The organism is Labedella populi, assembly GCF_004078655.1.
Taxonomy (GTDB): domain Bacteria; phylum Actinomycetota; class Actinomycetes; order Actinomycetales; family Microbacteriaceae; genus Labedella; species Labedella populi.
In genome coordinates, this window is record NZ_RZNC01000001.1 from 312,047 (window position 1) to 333,405 (window position 21,359).

General features: G+C 70.1%; 18 protein-coding genes. 8 read left to right on the forward strand and 10 right to left on the reverse strand.

From position 1 onward, the window contains the following. Positions 1-66: 66 nt before the first annotated feature. Both ELQ92_RS01585 and ELQ92_RS01590 read left to right on the forward strand, forming a co-directional pair. Entirely contained in the window at positions 67-4,251 is a 4,185-nt protein-coding gene (locus ELQ92_RS01585) for a DUF11 domain-containing protein (RefSeq protein ID WP_243694808.1), read from the forward strand. Between the two features lie 299 nt (positions 4,252-4,550). Continuing rightward, the gene (locus ELQ92_RS01590; RefSeq protein ID WP_128497208.1) at positions 4,551-6,095 is read left to right on the forward strand and encodes a helix-turn-helix transcriptional regulator; all 1,545 of its coding nucleotides are present in this window, start codon (positions 4,551-4,553) and stop codon (positions 6,093-6,095) included. 147 nt (positions 6,096-6,242) lie between these two features. Here ELQ92_RS01590 and trhO read toward each other — a convergent pair whose 3' ends face one another. Together trhO and ELQ92_RS01600 are read right to left on the reverse strand one after the other, a co-directional pair. Continuing rightward, positions 6,243-7,133, reverse strand: a complete 891-nt coding sequence (gene trhO / locus ELQ92_RS01595) for an oxygen-dependent tRNA uridine(34) hydroxylase TrhO (RefSeq protein ID WP_128497209.1) — start codon at positions 7,131-7,133, stop codon at positions 6,243-6,245. A gap of 34 nt (positions 7,134-7,167) precedes the next feature. Next, complete coding sequence (locus tag ELQ92_RS01600) at positions 7,168-8,139, reverse strand: NAD(P)/FAD-dependent oxidoreductase (RefSeq protein ID WP_128497210.1); 972 nt, start codon at positions 8,137-8,139, stop codon at positions 7,168-7,170. 177 nt (positions 8,140-8,316) lie between these two features. Here ELQ92_RS01600 and ELQ92_RS01605 point away from each other — a divergent pair, with 177 nt between their 5' ends. Beyond that, on the forward strand, positions 8,317-8,937 hold the full coding sequence (locus ELQ92_RS01605) for a helix-turn-helix domain-containing protein (protein ID WP_128497974.1): 621 nt from the start codon (positions 8,317-8,319) through the stop codon (positions 8,935-8,937). Here the strand turns inward: ELQ92_RS01605 and ELQ92_RS01610 are convergent. Then, on the reverse strand, positions 8,934-9,578 hold the full coding sequence (locus ELQ92_RS01610) for an SseB family protein (RefSeq protein ID WP_128497211.1): 645 nt from the start codon (positions 9,576-9,578) through the stop codon (positions 8,934-8,936). The genes ELQ92_RS01605 and ELQ92_RS01610 overlap by 4 nt on opposite strands. 142 nt (positions 9,579-9,720) lie before the next feature. On the opposite strand from ELQ92_RS01610, the gene ELQ92_RS01615 reads away from it, so the two are divergent. Together ELQ92_RS01615 and ELQ92_RS01620 are read left to right on the forward strand one after the other, a co-directional pair. Continuing rightward, positions 9,721-10,485, forward strand: a complete 765-nt coding sequence (locus tag ELQ92_RS01615; RefSeq protein ID WP_128497212.1) for an SDR family NAD(P)-dependent oxidoreductase — start codon at positions 9,721-9,723, stop codon at positions 10,483-10,485. Continuing rightward, complete coding sequence (locus ELQ92_RS01620) at positions 10,482-11,126, forward strand: hypothetical protein (RefSeq protein ID WP_128497213.1); 645 nt, start codon at positions 10,482-10,484, stop codon at positions 11,124-11,126. Before ELQ92_RS01615 ends, ELQ92_RS01620 begins: the two co-directional genes overlap by 4 nt. Before the next feature lie 337 nt (positions 11,127-11,463). Here ELQ92_RS01620 and ELQ92_RS01625 read toward each other — a convergent pair whose 3' ends face one another. The 3 genes from ELQ92_RS01625 to ELQ92_RS01635 are packed head-to-tail and all read right to left on the reverse strand — an operon-like array spanning position 11,464 to position 14,278. Next, complete coding sequence (locus ELQ92_RS01625; RefSeq protein ID WP_128497214.1) at positions 11,464-12,960, reverse strand: glycosyltransferase family 39 protein; 1,497 nt, start codon at positions 12,958-12,960, stop codon at positions 11,464-11,466. A 5-nt stretch (positions 12,961-12,965) separates the two neighbouring features. Further along, entirely contained in the window at positions 12,966-13,706 is a 741-nt protein-coding gene (locus ELQ92_RS01630) for a polyprenol monophosphomannose synthase (RefSeq protein WP_243694809.1), read from the reverse strand. Beyond that, positions 13,703-14,278 (reverse strand): GtrA family protein, encoded by a 576-nt coding sequence (locus tag ELQ92_RS01635; protein WP_128497215.1) that lies wholly within the window; start codon positions 14,276-14,278, stop codon positions 13,703-13,705. Before ELQ92_RS01635 ends, ELQ92_RS01630 begins: the two co-directional genes overlap by 4 nt. A gap of 192 nt (positions 14,279-14,470) precedes the next feature. Between ELQ92_RS01635 and ELQ92_RS01640 the strand changes: the two genes are divergently transcribed. Beyond that, positions 14,471-15,988 carry an MmgE/PrpD family protein gene (locus ELQ92_RS01640; protein WP_128497216.1) on the forward strand — a complete coding sequence of 506 codons (1,518 nt, stop codon included), beginning with the start codon at positions 14,471-14,473 and terminating at the stop codon, positions 15,986-15,988. A 116-nt stretch (positions 15,989-16,104) separates the two neighbouring features. After that, entirely contained in the window at positions 16,105-16,665 is a 561-nt protein-coding gene (locus ELQ92_RS01645) for an acyl-CoA thioesterase (RefSeq protein WP_128497217.1), read from the forward strand. A gap of 9 nt (positions 16,666-16,674) precedes the next feature. Here the strand turns inward: ELQ92_RS01645 and ELQ92_RS01650 are convergent, their stop codons facing one another. Beyond that, positions 16,675-16,920, reverse strand: a complete 246-nt coding sequence (locus ELQ92_RS01650; protein WP_128497218.1) for a hypothetical protein — start codon at positions 16,918-16,920, stop codon at positions 16,675-16,677. 85 nt (positions 16,921-17,005) lie between these two features. On the opposite strand from ELQ92_RS01650, the gene ELQ92_RS01655 reads away from it, so the two are divergent. Beyond that, positions 17,006-18,142 (forward strand): DNA-3-methyladenine glycosylase family protein, encoded by a 1,137-nt coding sequence (locus ELQ92_RS01655; protein ID WP_243694810.1) that lies wholly within the window; start codon positions 17,006-17,008, stop codon positions 18,140-18,142. 18 nt (positions 18,143-18,160) lie between these two features. On the opposite strand, the gene ELQ92_RS01660 is transcribed toward ELQ92_RS01655, so the two are convergent. The 3 genes from ELQ92_RS01660 to ELQ92_RS01670 all read right to left on the reverse strand — a co-directional run bounded on the left by ELQ92_RS01660 (position 18,161) and on the right by ELQ92_RS01670 (position 21,348). Further along, complete coding sequence (locus ELQ92_RS01660) at positions 18,161-19,819, reverse strand: phytoene desaturase family protein (RefSeq protein WP_208004232.1); 1,659 nt, start codon at positions 19,817-19,819, stop codon at positions 18,161-18,163. Between the two features lie 135 nt (positions 19,820-19,954). Then, complete coding sequence (locus ELQ92_RS01665; protein WP_128497219.1) at positions 19,955-20,866, reverse strand: cytochrome c-type biogenesis protein CcmH; 912 nt, start codon at positions 20,864-20,866, stop codon at positions 19,955-19,957. Next, a complete protein-coding gene (locus ELQ92_RS01670; RefSeq protein ID WP_166426667.1) occupies positions 20,863-21,348 on the reverse strand; it encodes a TlpA family protein disulfide reductase in 486 nt (161 codons plus the stop codon). The genes ELQ92_RS01665 and ELQ92_RS01670 overlap by 4 nt, the downstream gene beginning before the upstream one ends. Between the last annotated feature and the right edge of the window lie 11 nt (positions 21,349-21,359).

Below are 21,359 nucleotides of genomic sequence, written 5' to 3' on the forward strand. Positions count from 1 at the left end.
TCGGAGGGAATCGCTGTGCCGGATCGCACACCATCACACACCGTCGACGGGAGGAGACGGCCGACCGTGCGTCGACCGTCCCGTTTCCTGTCGGCTCTACTCAGTACGGTGCTCGGGGTTGCGAGCCTCACGGCCGGACTCGCCGTCGCCGCCGCGCCGGCGAACGCCGTGCCGGGAACACCGGGGACGCCGCAGGCCAATTCGGTCGCGTTCGAGGAGGACTTCGAGTACGGCGTCGAAGCGACGCCCATCCTCCTCACCGATTACACGAGCGCGACCGGCCAGGAGTACACGGCCGACCCCGTATGGTTGACCAACTGCAACGGCCAGATCCGCAGCTTCGACATGCCGTCGACGACTCTCGGGAACTGCGCGAGCGAAAACTACACGTCGAACCTCGGTCAGCTCGCGTATGCCCTCGGCGCGAACAACGGCGATGCCGACCCCGGCGCGAATGGCGTCGTCGCGGCCTACACGGAAGGCGACCCCGGAGCGAATGCCGTCGAGTTCCAGACGGCGACAAACATTCCGCTCGCATCGGCTTCCGGACGGTTCCTGACCTTCAGCGTCGACACGGCGGCCGTCAACTGCCAGGTGTCCGCGCCGCAGTATCAGTTCGCCTTCCTCAACGAGGCTGGCACGGCGACCAACATCGGCGGCCAGATCAACGCCTGCAGCTCCTCCAACACCGTCGCCGTCCCGGCCTACGGGAACCTCCCCGCGCGGAGCGTCAACGTCGACACCTACACGTCGAATGGTTCGGTGCTCTTCTCCGGCACGACACTCGGGCTCCGCATGACGAACGCCAACGGTTCGGGTGTCGGCAACGATGCGGCCTTCGACAACATCCGCGTCCTCGACGTGACCCCGCAGCTCGACAAGTCGTTCAGCCCGACGTCCATCCGCTTCGGTCAGACGAGCACGCTCACCTTCACAGTCACGAACACCGAGGAACTCGCGGCGAAGAACGGCTGGTCGTTCACCGACGCGCTGCCCGAGGGTCTTTCCGTCGCCGATCCATCGAACGCGGCGACCACCTGCTCCGCAGGCGTCGTCACGGCTGCTCCCGGCGCCGACTCGGTCGCCGTGTCGGGCAACCTGGACGCCGGCCAGGCCTCCTGCACGGTGACCGTGACCGTTGCTCCCGACGGACCCGGCTCGTACACGAACGGTCCCGACAACGTCACGACCACGGGACTCAACCCTCCCGGCGAGTCGACGCTCAACGTCACCGACGCGGACATCCCGCTCGTGACCTGCACCACCGACCCGGTGATCTTCAACACGGGCTACGACGCCACGACCGGCGGACAGACCCCGGACGGCGCTCTCGACCAGCGCTGGACGGTGGCCGGCGGAGTCGACGGACTCAACTACGTGCCCGGGGCACCCCCTGCAGGCCCATCACCGGCGGCCCTTCCCCCCGCCGGTACGACCTATTCGGCCGCTTTCGCAGGCAAGGGCAACGCCCTCTGGGATGACAGCCTCTCCGGCGAGTCCCAGTGGATCTCCGCGAATTATGTCGTGGGGCAGAACCAGTCCTCGGGGTACGGCACGTGGTACTACCGGTATCAGTTCGAGCTCGACGCCGCCGTAGAGCCCACGTCGTTCGAGCTCCGGATGAACTGGATGGCCGACAACAGCGTCAACGGCGTATGGGTCAACGACGAGGCGCAGACCGGCGCGAACCTGCCGCAGAGCCCCGATGCGCCCTACGTCGGTGCTGGATTCTTCCGTGAGAACGCCGCATCGACGACCCTCGACGGCCCGTGGCAGACGGGCCTGAACACGATCCTGGTCGAGGTCAAGAGCGCGTCTCCCGCTCAGGGCTTCAACGCCGAGGTCGAGTCCGTGGCGCTGTGCCCCGACCCCTCGTACACGGTCGCCAAGACCTCGTCCGTCGAGACGACGACGGAAGGCGGCACGGTCGCCTATTCCATCGCCGTGACGAACACGGGCAACGTGCCGTACACGGCCGACGAGCCGGCGTCGTTCTCGGACGACCTCTCGGGCGTGCTCGACGACGCCGCCTACAACGGGGACGCCTCGAACGGCGCGACGCTTTCGGGAGAGACGCTCACGTGGTCGGGCCCGCTCGCCCTCGGCGAGACGGTCACCATCACCTATTCGGTGACGGTCGACGACCCCGTCACGGGGGATTACATCCTCGAGAACGCGGTGCTCCCCACGGGTCCTGGTGGCGTCTGTTCACCCGAGGACGGGTGCACGACGACGACGGAGGTCGCGTCGTACACCACGACGAAGACGGCGTCCTCCGCGACGGCGAATCCCGGTGACACGATCACCTACACGGTCACCGTCACGAACACGGGTGCTGCCGCCTACACGGCGGAGGCTCCCGCCGCATTCGACGACGACCTCTCGGCCGTGCTCGACGATGCGACGTACAACGGTGATGCGACGAACGGCGCCGTCGTCGACGGGGCCACGCTGACCTGGTCCGGCGCGCTCGCGGTGGACGAGGCGATAACGATCGTGTATTCCGTGACCGTCGCAGCCCCGGGAACCGGTGACGGCGTTCTCACGAACGCGGTCGTTCCGACAGGACCCGGCGGCGAGTGCGTCGGCGAGTGCACGACGACGACGGGCCTGCAGTCCTACTCCGTCGCCAAGTCGTCGTCGACGGCGACGGCCAACCCGGGTGACGTCGTGACCTACACCGTCACGGTGACGAACACGGGCCAGGCTGCCTACACCGAGGACGAGCCCGCCTCGTTCTCGGACGACCTGACGGCCGTGCTCGACGACACGACGTACAACGACGACGCGTCGAACGGTGCGACGGTGTCCGGTGTGACGCTGACCTGGTCGGGTCTGCTCGCGGTGGGCGACGTCGTCACGATCACTTACTCGGTGACGGTCGACTCGCCCGTCAACGGCGACAACGACCTGCGTAACGTCGTCGTCCCGACGGGCCCCGGCGGCGATTGCGAGACCGAGGGCGGTTGCGAGACGAGCACCCTCGTCCAGTCGTACACGGCGACGAAGACCGCCGACACCGACGAGGTCGTCCTCGGCGGCACCGTGACCTACACGGTCGTGCTCGAGAACACCGGCGAGGTCGCCTACACGGACGCCGAGCCGGCGACCTTCACGGACGACCTGACCGCGATCCTCGACGACGCGACGTACAACGACGACGCGTCGAACGGTGCGACGTACGCCGCCCCGACGATCGCGTGGTCCGGCCCGCTCGCCATCGGCGAGACGGTGACGATCACGTACTCGGTGATGGTCAACGACCCGGCGACGGGTGACGGCGTCATGCCGAACGCGGTCGTCACGGGCGTCGGCGGCAACTGCGAGCCCGGCTCCAACGACCCGGCGTGCCTCGTGGAGATCCCCGCGAAGTCGTTCACGGTGGCGAAGTCGGCCTCCGATGCGACGGCGACGCCGGGCGGCACCCTCACCTACACGGTGACGGTGACCAACACCGGCAAGGCCGCGTACACCGCTGAAGACCCCGCATCGTTCTCGGACGACCTCTCGGGAGTGCTCGACGATGCCGCGTACAACGACGACGCGTCGAACGGCGCGGTCGTGTCGGGTGATGAACTCACCTGGTCCGGTCCGCTCGCCGTCGGCGAGGCGATCGAGATCACCTATTCGGTGACGGTCGACGACCCCGTCGATGGTGACGAGTCGCTCGCCAACTTCGTGCGCCCGACGTCTCCCGGCGGCGCGTGCGCGACGGAGGACAGCTGCTCCACCACGACGCCGGTTCGCTCCTTCGAGGTCGTCAAGACCGTCGACGCCACGTCGATCGAGCCGGGTGCGACGGTGACGTACACGATCACGGTCACGAACACCGGAACGGCGGATTACACCGACGCCGAACCGGCGTCCTTCACGGACGACATGTCTGATGTGCTCGACGACGCGGCCTACAACGACGACGCGACGAATGGTGCGACCTACGCCGCGCCCGTGCTGTCGTGGTCGGGCGCCCTCGGGGCCGGTGAGGACGCGGTCGTGACCTACTCGGTCACGGTCAACGCCTCGGCCACGGGTGACGGAACGCTCACGAACGCCGTCGTGACGCCGCTCGGCGGGAACTGCGTCGCCGGATCGGACGACGCGGACTGCGCGGTGTCCTCGACCGTCGTGCAGCCTCCGCTCGCCGTCACGGGCGCGGGTCTCGACCTCGTGCTCGCCGCCCTCGCCGCAGCCCTCACCATCGCCATGGGCCTCGGGATCGTGATGGCACGTCGCCGCTCGACCGTCGAGTGACAGGAGGGGCCCGATCGTACAGCGGTCGGGCCCCTCGGCCAGGGAAGCCCGCCATCGCATCCGCGGTGGCGGGCTTCTCGTTGTGCCATGACGTCGACCGCAACACGCGCGATGGCGCGCTGTCCGTCGATCGGTGCAGCTGCGGATCTCGTCCTGCTGTCAACACCGATCACCCCGATTGAGCACGCAATATGGCTAATTGCCCCCCGATCGAGGCACGCCGCCCTCCACGCTCTCGTGGTCCGGGGTACCTAAACTGGGCGGAGTGAGTGTGACCACTACGAGGGGTAGCGTGCGCAGTGCCAGTCGAGAGCGATGCCGGAGATCGAGATATCGCCGAACCCGGCGAACTCACTCGTCGAATCCGAGAGACGGCATCGACCGAGGGATGGCCCAAAGCGAGACAGCTGATCGGTCGGCACTGGGACCACCTCCTGGTCGCCGCTCCCCGTGAGCTGCTCGATGCGGTTCATTCCCTTCCCGCGTCATCGCTGGTCGAGGAGCCCGGACTCGTCGTCGCGGCCACCTATCTGCAGCGGGTCTTGATCGACGGGGACCCGAGCCGGTTCTCCCACGACATCCGGACGGATGAACTCGCCACATCGCCCGGCACGCCCCTGGCCCAGCGACTCATCCTCCTGACGGGCCAGATCGCGACCGCCGTCGGTGCGGGGGACGCCGAGCGCGCGCTGACGGTCGTGGAAGCGGCTCGCGCCGAACTGGCGAGCGCGACTCCGGAGGACGAGGCGCACATGCGGCCGACTCTTCCTCACCTGCGGTTGCAGTGGGCGCGAGCGATGGACGTCTCCGACCGGATGGGCGCCGCCGACGAATACGAGCGGGCGTACGAACTCGCACAGCTCACGGATCAAAGCCATCTCGCGCGCCGTGCCGCGGCCCATCTCGCGTGGTTGCAGACCAGCCAGGGTCACCTCGATGTGGGCGAGTCGTGGATCGGACGGGCCGGTGCGCTCGAGTCCAACCCGCGGTACGACGCGCCTCTGTACCTCGCGCGTGCTCTCCTGTGCATCGACCGCAACGAGTTCGAGAGCGCCGCCGTGGAGTTCGCACGGCTGTCCGTGCTGCCGGTCGGCGAGTACTGGGCGGCGTCGCTCTGGGTCTCGTCGATGCGCGTGCGATCGGCCGTCGAGGCCGTCCCCCTTCACGCCGAACTGGCCCGCCAGCTCGATCGGCACTCGGAGGCGGAGAGGGAGGCGCCGGCCAACCGCCGGTATCTGCGCGCCGCGAGGCTGCGATTGTCGCTCTTCCGCCCCTCAGTCCATCGCGCGTCCCCGTCCGATCCCTCGACGAGCCTCGACCACCTGGTGATCGCGACCGAGGCACTGCACCGAGGGGCCTACCGGACGTCCGCCGTCCATGGCGCCCAGGCGGTGGACCGCTCACACACCCCCCGTGGTCTCGCGAGTGCCCTCCTCGTGCGGGCCGCGGCGCTCAGCAGCCTCAAGCAGACGTCGCACGCCGTCGACGTCGGGCTCCAGGCGCAAGCGCTCATCGATTCAGGACGTCTCTACTCCCCGTACCGATTGCTCCCCGCGGGTTCGATCGAACGGCTCGCCGACCAGATGCCGGCGGAGGTCGGTGCACGTCTGCTCACCCTCGCGTACGGTCAGCGGGCGCCCGAGATAGGCTCCCTCACCTCCCGGCAGGCGGAGATCCTCCGAGCTCTCACGGATGACCGGCCACTCGCCGAGGTCGCCGCGAGCCTGTACATCAGCGTCAACACCCTCAAGAGTGCGCTCAAGAAGATCTACGGCATCCTCGGCGTCAACTCCCGTCAGCAGGCCGCCGACATCGCGAGGCGATCTGGTCTCGGGCGACCGTGAACTGACGTCGGTCGTCTCCCCTCCTGATGCCCGCGCCCCCGGAACCACCCGCGGCGGCTCCCCGAACCACCCCGCCGCCGGCCCACAGCACGAGCCGAGTCGAGCAGACTGGGGTGCGGCCGGTGCGTCGGCCGTCGCCGTTCCGAATCAGGCCACCGCGTGGGCGTCGCAGGTGACCCGGTCGTGGCGTCCACAGACGACGAGTTGTTCCCGACACGAGAGATCGTCGCAATTGCGCATGTCCTTCGTCGCTGCTTCGCACACGACGCAGCGGCCGATGACGGCGGTGTGGTCGCTGAAGTCGACGGACATGCGCTTGTCGAAGACGTAGAGGGAGCCGTTCCAGAGGCCATCGTCGCCGAAGCGCTCGCCGTACCGGACGATGCCGCCGTCGAGTTGGTAGACCTCGGAGAAACCGCGCGCGACCATGAGGCTCGAGAGGACCTCGCAGCGGACCCCGCCAGTGCAGTACGTCACGACGGGTTTGTCCTTCAGGTGGTCGTAGGCGCCCGAATCGAGGACGTCGACGAAGTCGCGCGTCGTCGCGACATCGGGCACGACGGCTCCGGCGAAGCGACCGATCTCGGCCTCGAACGCGTTGCGGCCGTCGAAGAGAACGAGGTCGTCGCGCTCCGCCGCGAGGGCGTTCAGCTCTTCCGGGCTGAGGCGCTTTCCGCCGTCGACGACCCCCTCTGCCGTGACGCGCAATTCGTCCGGAGCTCCGAAGGAGACGATCTCCTCCCGCACCTTGACGCTGAGCTTCGGGAAGTCGGTGCTCAAGCCGTTCTCGTCGAGGCCCGTGCCCTCCGACCACTTGACGTCGAGGTCTCGGAAGGGCGCGTACTCCTTGGTGCGGCGGAGGTAGCGCTTCACGCCGTCGAGGTCGCCACCGACGGTGCCGTTGATGCCGTCGGTGGAGAGGAGGATTCGGCCGCGGAGCCCATTGGCCTCGCAGAGCTCCCGCTGCCAGAGCCGGATCGCTTCGGGATCGGCGAGCGGTGTGAACGCGTAGAACAGCAGGATCTTGGGAACGGCCACGTCTCAGTCTACGTTTCGGACCGAGCCGCCGGACTCAGACCCGGTCGGCGAGAGCCGCGCGGATGTCCTCCTGGATGAGGTCCGCGTTGATCGCCGCGCCCGTCTGGAGACCGGCGGCGGCCCCCGAGATTACTTGCGTCTTGAACTCCGTCACGTTGCCCGCCGCATAGATGCCGGCGACGCTCGTACGCCCCATCTCGTCGACGGCGACGGCCGACCCGAAAAGGGTCTCACCCTGCCGGACTTCCTCGACCCTCACCCCGAGTGGCGCGAGGACCTCGGCTCTCGCCCAGACCCGCGTCCCCACGGCGAGGGCCTCGATCGGCACGACCGTTCCGCTCGCGAGCCGGACGGACGCGACGTCGCCATCGACCGAGACCAGATCCTCGACCCGCCCGGTCACGACCTCGATGCCGCGGGCGGCGAACTCGTCCCGCTGCTCGTCGCTCGGCTCGAGCACGTCGTTCAGGAAGAGGATCACGTGCTGGGTGAGCTGGCGGAACATCGCGACCTGGTGTGCGGCCATCGGGCTCGTCGCGAGGACGCCGATCACACGATCGCGCACCTCCCAGCCGTGGCAGTACGGGCAGTGCACGACGCCGCGGCCCCATTGCTCGGCGATGCCGCGAACGTCCGGCAACTCGTCCCGCGCTCCCGTGGCGGCAAGGACGCGCCGGGCCGTGACGGTGATGGATCCGCTTGCGCCGCCCGTGGCCTCAACCGTCACGCGGAAGCGCTCGCCGTCCCGTTCGAGCGCTGTGACGCTCCCCGGGACGACGCTGACGCCGTACTGCTCGACCTCGGCCCGTCCGATCGCATAGAGGTCGCGCGGGGGAGTGCCCTCCCGCCCGAGGTAGTTGTGCACGCGGGAGGCAGCCGCGTTACGCGGGTCGCCGGCGTCCACGACGAGCACCGAGCGGCGTGACCGACCGAGCGCGAGCGCCCCGCTCAATCCGGTGGCGCCGCCACCGATCACCACGACATCGAATGCCTCGTTCTGTTCCATCGTTCAGCCTCTCCCGGTCCGGTGCGCATTCGGGCGCGCGGTCTCTGTGTTCTCCGAGCCTCGGGCAGATCTGCCGATTCGACAACATTCGTTGCCGCTCCGGCAAGGAGTGTGCAGACTGGGCACATGAGTTCCGACACGACGCCCTCACCCGCCGACTCGCCGCGGCGGCAGCCGATGCACCTGCAGTCGACCGATCCGGCCGTGTCGACCGACGAGGTGCTGGGGGGCGTCGGCCCACGGCTCCGCTCGTTGCGGACGCGACGCGGGGTCACGCTCGGCGAACTCTCCGAGGTAACCGGCATTTCCGTCAGTACGCTCTCCCGGCTCGAGTCCGGGGGACGCAAGCCCACCCTCGAACTCCTCCTGCCCCTCGCACGGGCCCACCACGTCCCGCTCGACGAACTCGTCGCGGCACCGGCGACGGGGGACCCGCGCATCCACATGAAGCCCATCCGGCGACACGGCCGCACCTTCATCCCCCTCACGAAGCGGCCGGGTGGTGTGCAGTCGTACAAGCAGCTCGTGCCGCCGACGCCGGGTGAGCCGGAGCCGAAGACGCACGAGGGCCACGAGTGGCTCTACGTCCTCTCGGGGCGGATCCGGCTCGTCCTCGGCGAGCACGACCTCGAGCTCGGGCCCGGCGAGGTCGCCGAGTTCGACACGCGTGTGCCGCACTGGATCGGTAATCCCGGTACCGAGACGGCCGAGATCCTCAACCTCTTCGGCCCGCAGGGCGAGCGCCTCCACGTTCGTGCGAGCCCCAAACCCTCCTCCGCGAGGGGACGCGACGCCTAGGAGGGGCGGTTCGCGGCGATGGCCTCCGCGACGCCTTCCGGCGAGATCTCGAGACCCAGACGGGAACCGGGGTTCACGACCACGCCGATGAGCGGGCCGAGCGTCGGCAGCAGCGCGGAGACGGGGATCGACAGCGCGTAGGGCGCCGCATCGCTCGCCTCGCTCGGCACCCGGTCGCCGTGTGTGAACATCGCGAGCATCCGCACCTCCCCCTTCGGGATGTAGAGCGGCTGCAACTCGGCCATTGAACCGGTCGTGACGGTGCCGGAGAGGATGATGCCGTTGCTCGCCCACAGCGCCGCGAGCACCTCGGCGACCGAGGCGAGCCCCATCATGCCGCGACGGATGCCCTCCTCGGCCGGCGAGAGGATCGTCTCCCCGGCGACATCGAGGGGAGCAGGGCCCGCGTCCTCGTCGAGGATCTCGCTCGCGTCGTCGGGGATCGCCCCCGCCGGCCGGTACTCCGGGTTCGGGCGGAAGTCGCCGACGATCTCACCGCGCGCATCCGACCGCCAGGCGCCGACGATGAGGTGGGGCGGGACGTCGCCGTCCGGCTCCGCGATGGTCGGGTCGAGCTCGTAGACCCATGTCCCACGGTTCGCCCGCGCGGTGGCCCTGGCGCGTTCGCTCGGCACCTTCACGACGGCCTCCTCCTCTTCGCGCGTGGCGGATCGGAGGTCTCCTCTCCGCCTGTGTCGGCAACGCTACCCCGCTCCCCCTGAGTGGTCATCCGGCTTCCGGTCGTCGGCGGGGGCGGCTAATCTCGAAGGGGAGGCGCGCGACATGGAACTGGCTGATCGCACGGTGGTGGTCTCGGGAGGCGCGTCCGGTCTCGGGCTCGCGACGGCCCGTGCGCTGCTCGCCCGCGGAGCCCACGTCGTGCTGCTCGACCTCCCATCATCGCGGGGAGCCGCCGTCGCCGCGGAACTCGGCTCGAGCGCGTCGTTCGTGCCGGGAGACGTGACGAACGAGGATGACGTTCGTGCAGCGCTCGCCGCCGTGTCCGTCGGCCGTCCCCTCGGCGTGGTCGTCGCGTGCGCCGGCGTCGCCGACCCGGGTCGCGTGCTCGGCCGCGACGGCGTCCTACCGCTCGCGGCGTTCGATCGCGTGATCCGCATCAACCTGCTCGGAACCTTCAACCTCGTGCGCCTCGGAGCCGAGGCGCTCGCCGCGACCGAGCCGGACGAGGAGGGAGCGCGCGGAGTCATCGTCCAGACGGCGTCCGTCGCCGCGTTCGACGGTCAGGTCGGCCAGGCCGCCTATGCCGCGTCGAAGGGAGCGGTCGCCGCGATGACCCTGCCGCTCGCGCGCGAATTCGCCCGCTTCGGCGTGCGCGTCGTCACGATCGCGCCGGGCATCATGGAGACCCCGATGATGGCGGGGCTGCCCGCTGATGCGCAAGAGTCACTCGACGAGCAGGTGCCGTTCCCGGCGCGGCTCGGCCGTCCCGAGGAGTACGCGTCGCTCGTCCTGCACGCCGTGGACAACGCCTACCTCAATGGCGAGACGATCCGTCTCGACGGAGCGATCCGGATGGCGGCTCGGTGACGCCCTCTCCGTTCCGGCGTCCCAAGCTCCGGAAGATCAATCCGTACGTCCCACTCGAGAAACGCGATCCCGTCTCGACGGAGCGGATCGTCGAGGAGGGACTCGCGATCGCACGCCATGCCATCGCGATGAGCGTCAAGAACCAGGTCCTCATCGACATCCTCCGGCAGGGCGGCGTCTACGTCGCCGATGCCTACACGGGGATCATCCGCGACGAGCTCGTGCGGTTCGCGACCGAGCAGCGGAGTTACGCCGCCCGCATGGCGGAGGAACTCGCGCGTGTCGCGTCGCGCCCCGGGCGCTCGCAGCACCAGCACGACTATCGCACCCGGGATCGCGCCATCCTCGAGCGCCGCCGGGACGGCTACACGCAGCTCGCGGACGCTCTCGAAGCGGCGGCGAATGACGACGTCGTCGTGGCGGAGATCGCGGAGAGCGCTCGTGAGGGCGCATGGCGCGAGGTCGCCGCGACGCTCGAGGCGCGCTTGCGCAACCAGCAGCAGTCCGCGGCGCACGATCCCCGCTACGAGGAGGACCGTGACGAGCGCATGCGTCTCGTCGCGGAGGTCGACCTCGGACTGCTGCGCTCGTCGCATCGCACGTCGTGGGGCGAGATCGAGGACTTCGACGACTGGGTCTGAGGTGGCCAGCGCCCGTCGACGCGGCTGTGCGCGAGACGCGGGAGGAAACAGGGTGGGAGGCGACGGGCCTCCGAGAGCTCGGTTCCTTCGTCGAGGCGCCCGGGATCAGCCCGTCCCGTTGCTTCGTCTTCACCGCCCGGGTCTCACCGGGAAGCGGCGCGAGCCTGGAGCCCGGCGAGGTCTGGACGCCGACCACCGTCTCATGGCCGCAACTGAGAGGCTTGGTCGCCGACGGCAGGATTCAGGACGCGGGGACGCTCGCCGCGCTTGCGCTCCACTCGTCCCGCGAATCCGACTTGCGACGTCGGTCGCCGCCTGACGCGCGGGTCACCGACTCTCAGGGGGTTCGCTCGAAGTACCGCAGTTCGGTGTACTGGAGCGAGGTCGCGTCCGTCAATTCGAGGCCCGCTGCCCGCAGGGCCTCCGCGATGTCGCTGTCGTCCCAGGCCAGGGCATCCGGCCACACGACCCAGATCGCGTCGACGTCGCGAAGTCGCTCCTCGAGCGTGGTGATGTCCACGACATCGTCGCGGAGGCGCCCGTTCGAGCGGTGCGATTCGAGCAGCGCGACGTCGTCGAACGCACTGAGACGATCGCCGTAGAAGCTCAGGGTCCCGCGCGTGTAGTCCGACGGCGCGTAGGCCACATCGTTGAAGAGCAGGGCGTCTCCCGGCTGGGCGCGCTCCTCGAGGAATGCTGCCGTCTCGCGCCACTCGGTGGCGAACCGGAGCGGCTGCCGCTGAGCGACGTACGTCCCGGCGGTGAGTGCGGCGAGGCCGAGGACGGCGACGACGCGGACCACCCGCCACGGGACGAGCGAGAGCCCGGTCCCGATGAGGAGGGCGAGTGCCGGCGCCCCCGTCGCGAGGTACCGCGGGGTGTAGAGGGGGAGCACCACCGACACGAGCACGAGCAGCGTCGTCGGAAGCAGCAGCCAGGGCAGCACGATCGTGAGCAGCGGCCGGAGGCGTCGCGCGCGCGTCAGACCGGCGACCACGACGATGATCGCGATGGCCCAGCCGACGACGGCGAAACCGATCGCGTCGCGGAACCACTGCTCGAGAAGGACCTGGCCCGCGGTATGTCGGCCGACCTCCTGGATCCAGCCGACTTGACCGCGCTGGCCGAAGCTCAGAAGCACGACGGGGGAGGCGAGGAGCGCGCCGACGGCGGTCGCCACGACGAAGCGCACGAGGACACGGAGCCCGGGCCGTGTGATCAGCACCGCGAGTCCGTGCGCGACGATGACGAGCGCGTTGTTGAGGAAGAGCGCGATGGTGAGGCTCGCGAGCAGGCCGTAGCCGACCCACCATCGGGTCCGTCCGTCGCTGAGGGCCTGCAGCAGCACGACCGTGAGCCACGTCGCGACCGCGACGCTCCACGGGTACGAACGCGCCTCGATCCCCATGTCGGTGACCGCCGGAAGGAGGAACAGGACGGTACCGGCGAGGATCCCGGCCGAACGCCCCACGAGCCGCTGGCCGAGCACAACCGTTCCGGCGACGGCGACGCCGACCAGGAGTGCGCTCGGCAGCCGGAGGAGCGCCGGCTCGACGCCGACGAGCGGCGCCCACGGCATCATGAGCAGGTAGTAGACGGCGTGTACGGCGTCGACCTGCTGCGTCACCATCTCGATGAGACCGCCGAGGGGCCGGTCGATCGCGTTGTGGGTGGCCTCCTCGTCGCCCCAGAAGTTCGGGATCCAGAACCCGAAGCCGGCGACGAGGGCACCGACGACGGCGACGATGATGGCGTCGAGCCGGCGCACGGGATGGAGGTCACCGTGGCCGAGCGCACGCGCTACGGTGCCGTCCCGGTCGGTGTTCGCCGTCACCGCGCTCACCGCGACCGACCGAGGACGCGTCGCGCGAAGCCCCACTGGGTCACCTTGAGCATCGCCTCGACGACGATGGCCCGGCTCATCTTCGACTCGCCGTACTCGCGCTCGCGGAACTCGATCGGCACCTCGGCGATGCTCTCGCCGGCGTCGAGCACGCGCAGCGTCATGTCGACCTGGAAGCAGTACCCGTGCGAGACGATGTCGTCGAGCGGGATGCGTGCGAGCAGGTCCGCTCGGTAGACCCGGTACCCGGCCGTCGCGTCCTGGACCCCGATGCCGAGGGCGATGCGGGCGTAGGCGTTGCCGGCGCGACTGAGCGCCTCGCGGCTCCGCGGCCAGTTGACGACGCTGCCGCCATCGACCCAGCGCGAGCCGATCACGAGTCCCGGCCGAGTCGGTCCGTCGAGCGCGGCGACCATCGCCGGCAGGGTCTCGGGAGGGTGCGAACCGTCGGCGTCCATCTCGACGAGCACCTCGTAGCCGTGCCGGATGCCCCACCGCATCGCCGCGATGTATGCGGCTCCGAGACCGTTCTTCTCCGTGCGGCGCACCACGTGCACGCGCGAGTCGACGCGAGCCCGCGCCTCCGCGAGGTCCGCCGTGCCGTCGGGGCTGCCGTCGTCGACGACGAGCGCGTGGGCCTCGGGGAAGGCGGCGTGCAGGCGGTCGAGGATCCGCTCGACGTTCTCCCGCTCCTGATAGGTGGGGATCATGACGAGCGTTCGCGTGGCATCGGTCACCGGTCGGCCTGCTCCTTGTCGATCTCCTCCACCACGTCCTCGAGCGGCGCGTCGGCGAGCGTCGCCGCGACGACGCGCTCCTCGATCTCGTGCTCGTCGAGCTCTTGCCCCGGCGTGCGATGGTGCCCCCACACCCAGAACCGGTAGAGCAGGAACCGGAATACCGTGCCGAGGGCGAGGCCCACGACGTTCGCCGCGATGTTGTCGGCGAGGAGGCTCGTGAATCCGAGGAGGTGGTGGCTCACCCAGAGGCAGAGCAGGCCGATCAGCAGCCCGCCGATCGAGACGACGACGTATTCGAGGAACTCGCGGACGACGTCGGGCCGACGGTGCGCGCGGAAGGTCCAGTACCGGTTGCCGACCCAGTTGAAGACGATCGCGACCGAGGTGCTCACGATCTTGGCGCCGATCGCGCCCTGGAAGAAGTGGTCGCTTCCGAAGACGCCGAGGCGCAGCAGGTTGAAGAGGCCGACGTCGATCGCGAAGCCGATGAGGCCGACGACACCGAACTTGACGGCGTAGCGCAGGACGCGCTCCCACAGGTAGGCCACGAGGGAACGGATGCCGGTCATGGCGGGCCCCTCGCACTCTCGATGTGGTTGCGCCGCGTGATCCGCGGCCCAGTCAGATTACCGGACGGACCCGAACCCAGAGGGTTCACCCCCCGGGATGAACTCCCCTACCGGGGACCGCGTGCTCCGAACAACCCGGTGAAGCGGTCGCCGTCCGCTCAATAGACTGATCCGGCGTCGAAAGGACCCCCCGTGAAGACCCACTTCCTCCGCACCCACCGGAGTTCCGAGAGCCTGCCGCGAGAGGGTCAGCTCGCGTGGGCGATCGCCGAGGTCGCCGCCGATCCGGTCGAGGTCGCGCCCGAGGTCGCCGAGATGGTGATCAACCGCGTCATCGACAACGCCGCCGTCGCGGCCGCCTCGCTCAATCGTGCACCCGTCGTCGCCGCGCGGTCGCAGGCCCTTGCGCACCCCGTGACGACCGGGGGTGACGGCGCCACGGTCTTCGGCCCGGACCTCGCCCGACGGGTGTCGCCGGAGTGGGCCGCCTGGGCGAACGGCGTCGCGGTGCGGGAGCTCGACTTCCACGACACGTTCCTGGCCGCCGAGTACTCGCATCCGGGCGACAACATCCCACCGATCGTCGCCGTGGCGCAGCATGTCGGCGCGACCGGTCACGACGTCGTGCGCGCGATCGCGACGGGATACGAGATCCAGGTCGACCTCGTGAAGGCGATCAGCCTTCATGAGCACAAGATCGACCACGTCGCGCACCTCGGTCCGTCCGCCGCAGCGGGGATCGGCACGCTCCTCGGCCTGCCGGTGGAGACGATCTTCCAGGCCGTGAACCAGGCCCTCCACACGACGACCGCCACGCGGCAGTCGCGGAAGGGTCAGATCTCGACGTGGAAGGCGCACGCGCCGGCCTTCGCCGGGAAGATGGCGGTCGAGGCGATCGACCGTGCGATGCGGGGGCAGACCTCTCCCGAGCCCATCTGGGAGGGCGAGGACGGCGTCATCGCGTGGCTCCTCGGCGGCCCGGAGGCCACGTACGACGTCCCGCTCCCCGAGGCGGGCGAGGCCAAGCGCGGCATCCTCGACACCTACACGAAGGAGCACTCGGCCGAATACCAGGCTCAAGCGTGGATCGACCTCGCCCGCCGGCTGCACGCTGAGCACCCGGCGCTCGCCGACCCTGCGGCCGTCGAGTCGATCGTGCTGCACACCTCGCACCACACGCACTACGTCATCGGGTCGGGATCGGGCGACCCGCAGAAGTACGACCCCGCCGCCTCACGGGAGACGCTCGACCACTCCATCCCCTACATCGTCGCGGTGGCGCTGCAGGACGGCGGGTGGCACCACGTCGACTCCTACGCGCCGGAGCGCGGCGCTCGGCCCGACACTGTCGAGCTGTGGCGGAAGATCACGACGGCGGAGGACGAGGAGTGGACCCGCCGCTACCACGCGACCGACCCGAGCGAGAAGGCCTTCGGCGGTCGGCTCGTCGCGACGCTCACGGACGGCTCGACGATCGTCGAGGAGATCGCCGTCGCCGACGCCCACCCGCTCGGCGCGAGGCCGTTCGGGCGCGAGCAATACGTGCAGAAGTTCCGCACGCTCGCTGAGGGTGTGCTCGACGACGTTGAGATCGAGCGCTTCCTGGGCCTCGCGGAGCGGCTCCCGGAGCTCGACGCCCAGGAACTGCGTGGTCTCACGATCCAGCGCGGCGCCGCGTTCCTCGAGGTGTCCCCGCGGGGCCTGTTCTAGCGGTCCGGTTCCCGGGCTTGTCGAAGGGTGACGTGGGCGAGCGCGATACGCCGCGTTCGTTTGTGCCCCGGCACAACTCCGAGCGTCCGAGGCGAGCCGGACGGTAGCGTTCCCGCATGCACCTCATCTTCCGGACGCTGCTCGTCATCGCCCGCGCCCAGGCCCTGTTCCGCCGCGGGAAGACGATCGGGCACTACGACGTCGGCCGCTTGCGGCTGCGCACGCTCCCGACGGACCTCGACCTCAACGGACACATGAACAACGGGGTCTACTTCTCGATCTTCGACCTCGGCCGGTGGGAGCTGACGATCCGCAGCGGGATCGCCGCCATCTTCGACACGCATTCGTGGTACCCGGTCGTGGCCTCGGAGACGATCACCTTCCGCAAGTCGCTGAGACTGTGGCAGCGGTTCACGGTGGAGTCCCGCATCGTCGGGTACGACGAGCGCGCCGTCCTCATGGATCAGCGCATCGTGGTCAGGGGCGAGATCTACGCTCGTGCCGTCATCCGCGCGCGCATCCTGAGGAAGGCGGGCGGACCGGTTCCGATGCAGGAGGTGCTCGACGCGGTCGGCGTCCCTCCCCGCACTCTGCACCGGGAGGAGTGGATCGAGCGCTGGGCCGAGGACGTCGTGCTGCCATCGACGCGCTCGCCGGCCCCGTCCGAGTGGGACTGACGAGAGTCGTCAGTCGTTCCTGTCGCTCATCGCGTCCTCGAGGGTGTCCGGGCTGAGGCGGTCACCCGGTGAGGGGGTCCGGACGACCGACGACCGACCGTGCGGCTCGTGTGCCGCAGCGGTGTCGGCGTCCACGTCGGGGACGCCCGCCTCCTCGTTCTCGTCCGCGTCGACATCGGCGTCGATCTCACGGTCGCGGGGGTCCTGATCGGCGCGCGGCTCGTGCGCCGGCATGAAGGGCTCTGAAGTGCTCATACGGCCAGTGTGCGCCGGCCGGGTGACGGGACGGTGAACGGAGCCGCGGACTCGATGTCGGTGGGGTCGGGTTAGGGTTGCCGCAATGTCCGAACCCGTCAGCCTCGCCGAGCTTCCGCAGCTCGCCGACATCACCGCGCCGATCGAGCCGTTGCCCGTCGCAGCGCTCGGCGACCGTCCGGTCGCCGTCGGATCCCGAGCTCTCGACGGCGCGGTCGTCGCGGCGGCCGCCGACGCCCCGGCGCCCACTGGGCGCGCCACGGGGAACCGACGAGAGCGGCTCGCGCGTGCGGCTCCGGACCCGCACCTCTCCACCGTCTACCGGCCATCCGGCCACTTCGACCTCGCGGCGACGGTGTCGGTCTTCTCGCGCGGCGGCGACGGCCCGTGTTTCCGGCGCGACTCGACGGGCGTCTGGCTCACCATGCGCACACCGCGCGGCGCCGCGACGCTCTGGTTGCGGCAGCGGCGTGGCGACGGCGTGGGCGGGGAAGTCGACGCGCGAGCGTGGGGTCCTGGGCGGGAATGGGCGATCGCCCGTGTGCCGCACATCCTCGGCGCCCACGACGACTGGTCGGACCTCGACGTGTCCCGCAGCCCGCTCCTGTCCGAGGTGCTGCGGCGGAATCCCGGAATCCGCTTGGCCGCGGGCGGCCTCGTCTTCGAGATGCTCGTCCCCTCGATCATCGAGCAGAAGGTCACCGTCGTCGAGGCGTGGGGCGCGTGGCGCCGCCTCGTGCGGCGGCACGGGGAGCCGGCACCGGGCCCGGCTCCCGAGGGCATGTTCGTCGTGCCCGCGGCCGAGGCGTGGCGTGTCATCCCGAGCTGGGAGTGGCACGCGGCCGGCGTCGACCCGCGGCGCTCGCAGACGGTGGTGCGCGCGAGTCGCGTCGCCGACGCGATCGACCGCTCGGCGGACGTCGACGCCGCCGAGGCCGGGCGGCGGCTGCAGAGCCTCCCGGGGATCGGAGTGTGGACCTCCGCTGAGGTCACGCTGCGGGCGCACGGCGACCCGGACGCGGTGAGCGTCGGCGATTACCACCTCGCGGCGACCGTCGGGACGGCCCTCGCGGGCACGGCGGTCGACGACGACGGCATGCTCGAGCTGCTCGCGCCGTGGGCGGGGCAACGCCAGCGCATCCTCCGGCTCATCGAGCGCAGCGGCATCCGCAAGCCGCGCCGCGGCCCCCGCATCACGATCCAGGACCATCGTCGCCACTGAGTCGACGCCGCGAGAGGGTCAGGTGCCGGCAGCTGCGGCGTCCGCCTCGATGACGGCCATCGCCGCGTTGTGGCCGCCGAGTCCGCTCACGGCTCCTCCGCGACGCGCGCCGGAGCCGCAGAGCAGGATCCGCTCGTGCCCCGTCGCCACGCCCCAGCGCTGCGCCGGAGTCTCGCGCGGCTCGTCGTCTTCGAGGAACGGCCAGTCGAGCCCGCCATGGAAGATGTTGCCCTTCGGGAGCCCGAGAATCCGGTCGAGGTCCTTCGTCGTCTTCGTCTCGACGCACAGCGCCCCCGACGGGTCGCGCATGATGACATCCTCGATCGGCTCCGCGAGGACACTGTCGAGTGACTCGAGCACCGCGCGCGTCAGAGCGGCGCGCGCGTCGCCCTCGTCCATGCCGTCGAGCAGGTGGTCGGGGACGTGCAGGCCGAAGACCGTGAGTGTGTGCGCGCCGGACGCCCGGAGCTCCTCGGAGAGGATGCTCGGATCGGTGAGCGTGTGGCAGTAGATCTCGCACGGCAGCGGCGACGGGATCGATCCGGCGAGTGCCTGCTGTCGGGCCTCTTCGAGCTGCGACCAGGACTCGTTGATGTGGAAGGTGCCGGCGAAAGCCTCCTCCGGGCGCACCGTCGGGTCCTTGAGTTTCGGCAGTCGCGTGAGCATGAGATTGACCTTCACTTGCGATCCCTCGCGCGGGTGGCCGCCCGGGCCGTCACGGTGGGTCGTGCGCTCGAACCCGGAGGCGTCGAGCAGCGCGTCGAGCGTGGGCGTCGAGACCCCGGAGAGCACCCACCGGCCGGTCACGGAGTTCTCGACCCTGTCGTCGCCGTCGAGGAAACGCACGCGGCCGTCGGCCGTCACGGCGACGACCTCGGCGTCGGTGCGGATGTCCGCACCCTCGCGGCGGGCGGCGAGCGCGAGCTCGCCCGAGACGGCCCCCATGCCACCGACCGGAACGTCCCAGCGCCCGTCGCCCTGCCCGATGAGGTGATAGAGGAAGCAGCGGTTCTGCTCGAGATCCTCGTCGTGAGCGCCGGCGAAGGTTCCGATGAGCGCATCGGTGAGGAGCACACCGCGCACGAGATCGTTCTGGTGAGTGCGCTCGATCACGGCGCCGACGGGCTGTTCGATGAGGGCGTCCCACACGTCGGCCGCGCGGTCGCCGCCGCTCGCGACGACGCGTCCACGAGCCTCGCTCCGGGTGGCGAGGGGCTCCATGAGGGTCGGCCACAGCGATTCCGTGAGCACGCGGCAGTGGTCCGAGAACAGCTCGAACTGCCGCGCGTCGTCGGCCGCGCCGATCGCCGCGAACGACGAAGCGGTCCGCTCGGCGTCGTCGACGGCCACGAGCAGTCCGGTCCGCCCGTCGGTCGCCGGGTCGGGGGTGTACGAGGAGACCGTCCGCCGCGCGAGGGTCAGGTGCAGCCCGAGCTCGTCGATGATGCGCGGAGGCAGCAGGCTCACGAGGTAGGAGTACCGCGACAGTCTCGCGTCGACACCCGGGAACGCTTCGGCCGAGACGGCCGCCCCGCCCACCTGCGAGAGCCGCTCGAGCACGAGGACGCTCTTGCCGGAGCGGCCGCAGTAGGCCGCGGCGACGAGGGCGTTGTGCCCACCGCCGACGATGACGACGTCGTAGTCGTAGGTCACACCGACCGGGGCGTCCGTGGACACCGGTCGGTTCTGCTCGGAGAGGTCGGGGTCTCGCTCGTCGTCAGCCACGCGCCTCAGCCTACGACCGGATCGGGGGAGCGGGGCGAAGTGCCCGCCTCCGGACGAGCGCCTGATCGCCCCTCTGCCCACGTGCGCTCACCCGGACTCGGTGCCGCTCGAGGCAGGTGGCCCCGGTGCGACGAGCCGTGTCTCGACGGCGTCCCTTAAGGCCGATTCAGGTTCGAGTTCGAGGTAGCGGCGGAGCAGGTCGTCTCCGCGTGGTGACCCCCGGTCGTCGAGGAGAGTGCCGAGGAGGAGGAGGACCGCGGCGTCGTCGGGGTAGCGTGCGTGCGCCGATTCGAGGACGGGGAGAGCCTCGTCGGCCCGACCGGAGGTGATGAGTGCTCCTGCATAATCGAGGGCGATCCGTCGATCTCCGGGGTCGAGCCGATACGCTGCGGCGTACTCGTCCGCGGCTTCGTCGCTCCGGCCGGCCGACGCCAGCGCGTCGGCGAGCCCCCGCCGGAGATCGAGGTCTCCCGGGTGTGCTTCGGCGGCGGACGTGAGGAGGTCGATTCCGTCGACCTGGTCTTCTTCCGCGACGACGGCCGGCGACTCCCCCGGCGTCAGGAGCGGGATGAGGATCAGGGCTGCCGCCGCAGCGCCCAGGAAGGTCGCGAGCCGCCACCTCCTGCGTCCGGCGGCGCCCAGAGCCGCGACGATGACGATCGCGACGGGGATCACCCAGAACAGGATCCCGATGCCGGACGCGCCGGGGTCGAGGAGGATCCCCTCGCCATACTGTCGTCGGAACCACGACAGGATCTGATCGGGGGAGTCACCCCGATGCACTCGGTCGTCGATGAGCGCACGCATCGCGATGGCGACAGGGGCCTGGGAGTCGGCGACGGATTCGGCGACGCACGTCGGACAGCGGAGCGATTCCGCGACGTCACGGGCGCGCTGCTCCGCGCTGGGCGCAGAGGGAGCCGCGAGAGCGATGATCACGCCGACGAGAGCCACCAGGATGCACACGCCGACGGCGGTGAGGGCACGTCCCCTGCTCATCGTGGCGCCACGACGACGGGCCGTACGTCGCTGTCGATCCACTCGGCGGTGATCGGACCGATCCGTCGGGCGACGATCACGCCGTCCGCATCCACGACGAAGCTCTGCGGTATCCCCGTGATGCCCCACTCCACGGACAGTGATCCGTCGGCGTCCACGATGCTCGGGAACGTGAGCCCGGCGGAGTCGACGAAGGCTCGGGCCGTCGTCGCGTTGTCGCGGAAGTTGATCCCGAGCACACGAAGCCCGTCATCCTCCCATCGTGTGGCAGCGTCCCGGATCATCGGTGCTTCCTCGCGACACGGCGCGCACCACGATGCCCAGACCGTGACGAGCACGGTATGTCCGCGAAGATCGGCGAGGTCTCGGGTCCGCCCCTCGAGGTCGGTGCCCACGAGTTCCGGGGCGGGCTCCTGTTCGGCGGCGGGAGCCGAAGAACAGGCTGTCAGCGGAAGCAGCAGGGTGAGAAGGAGAGCCGTCACCGCACGCGCGC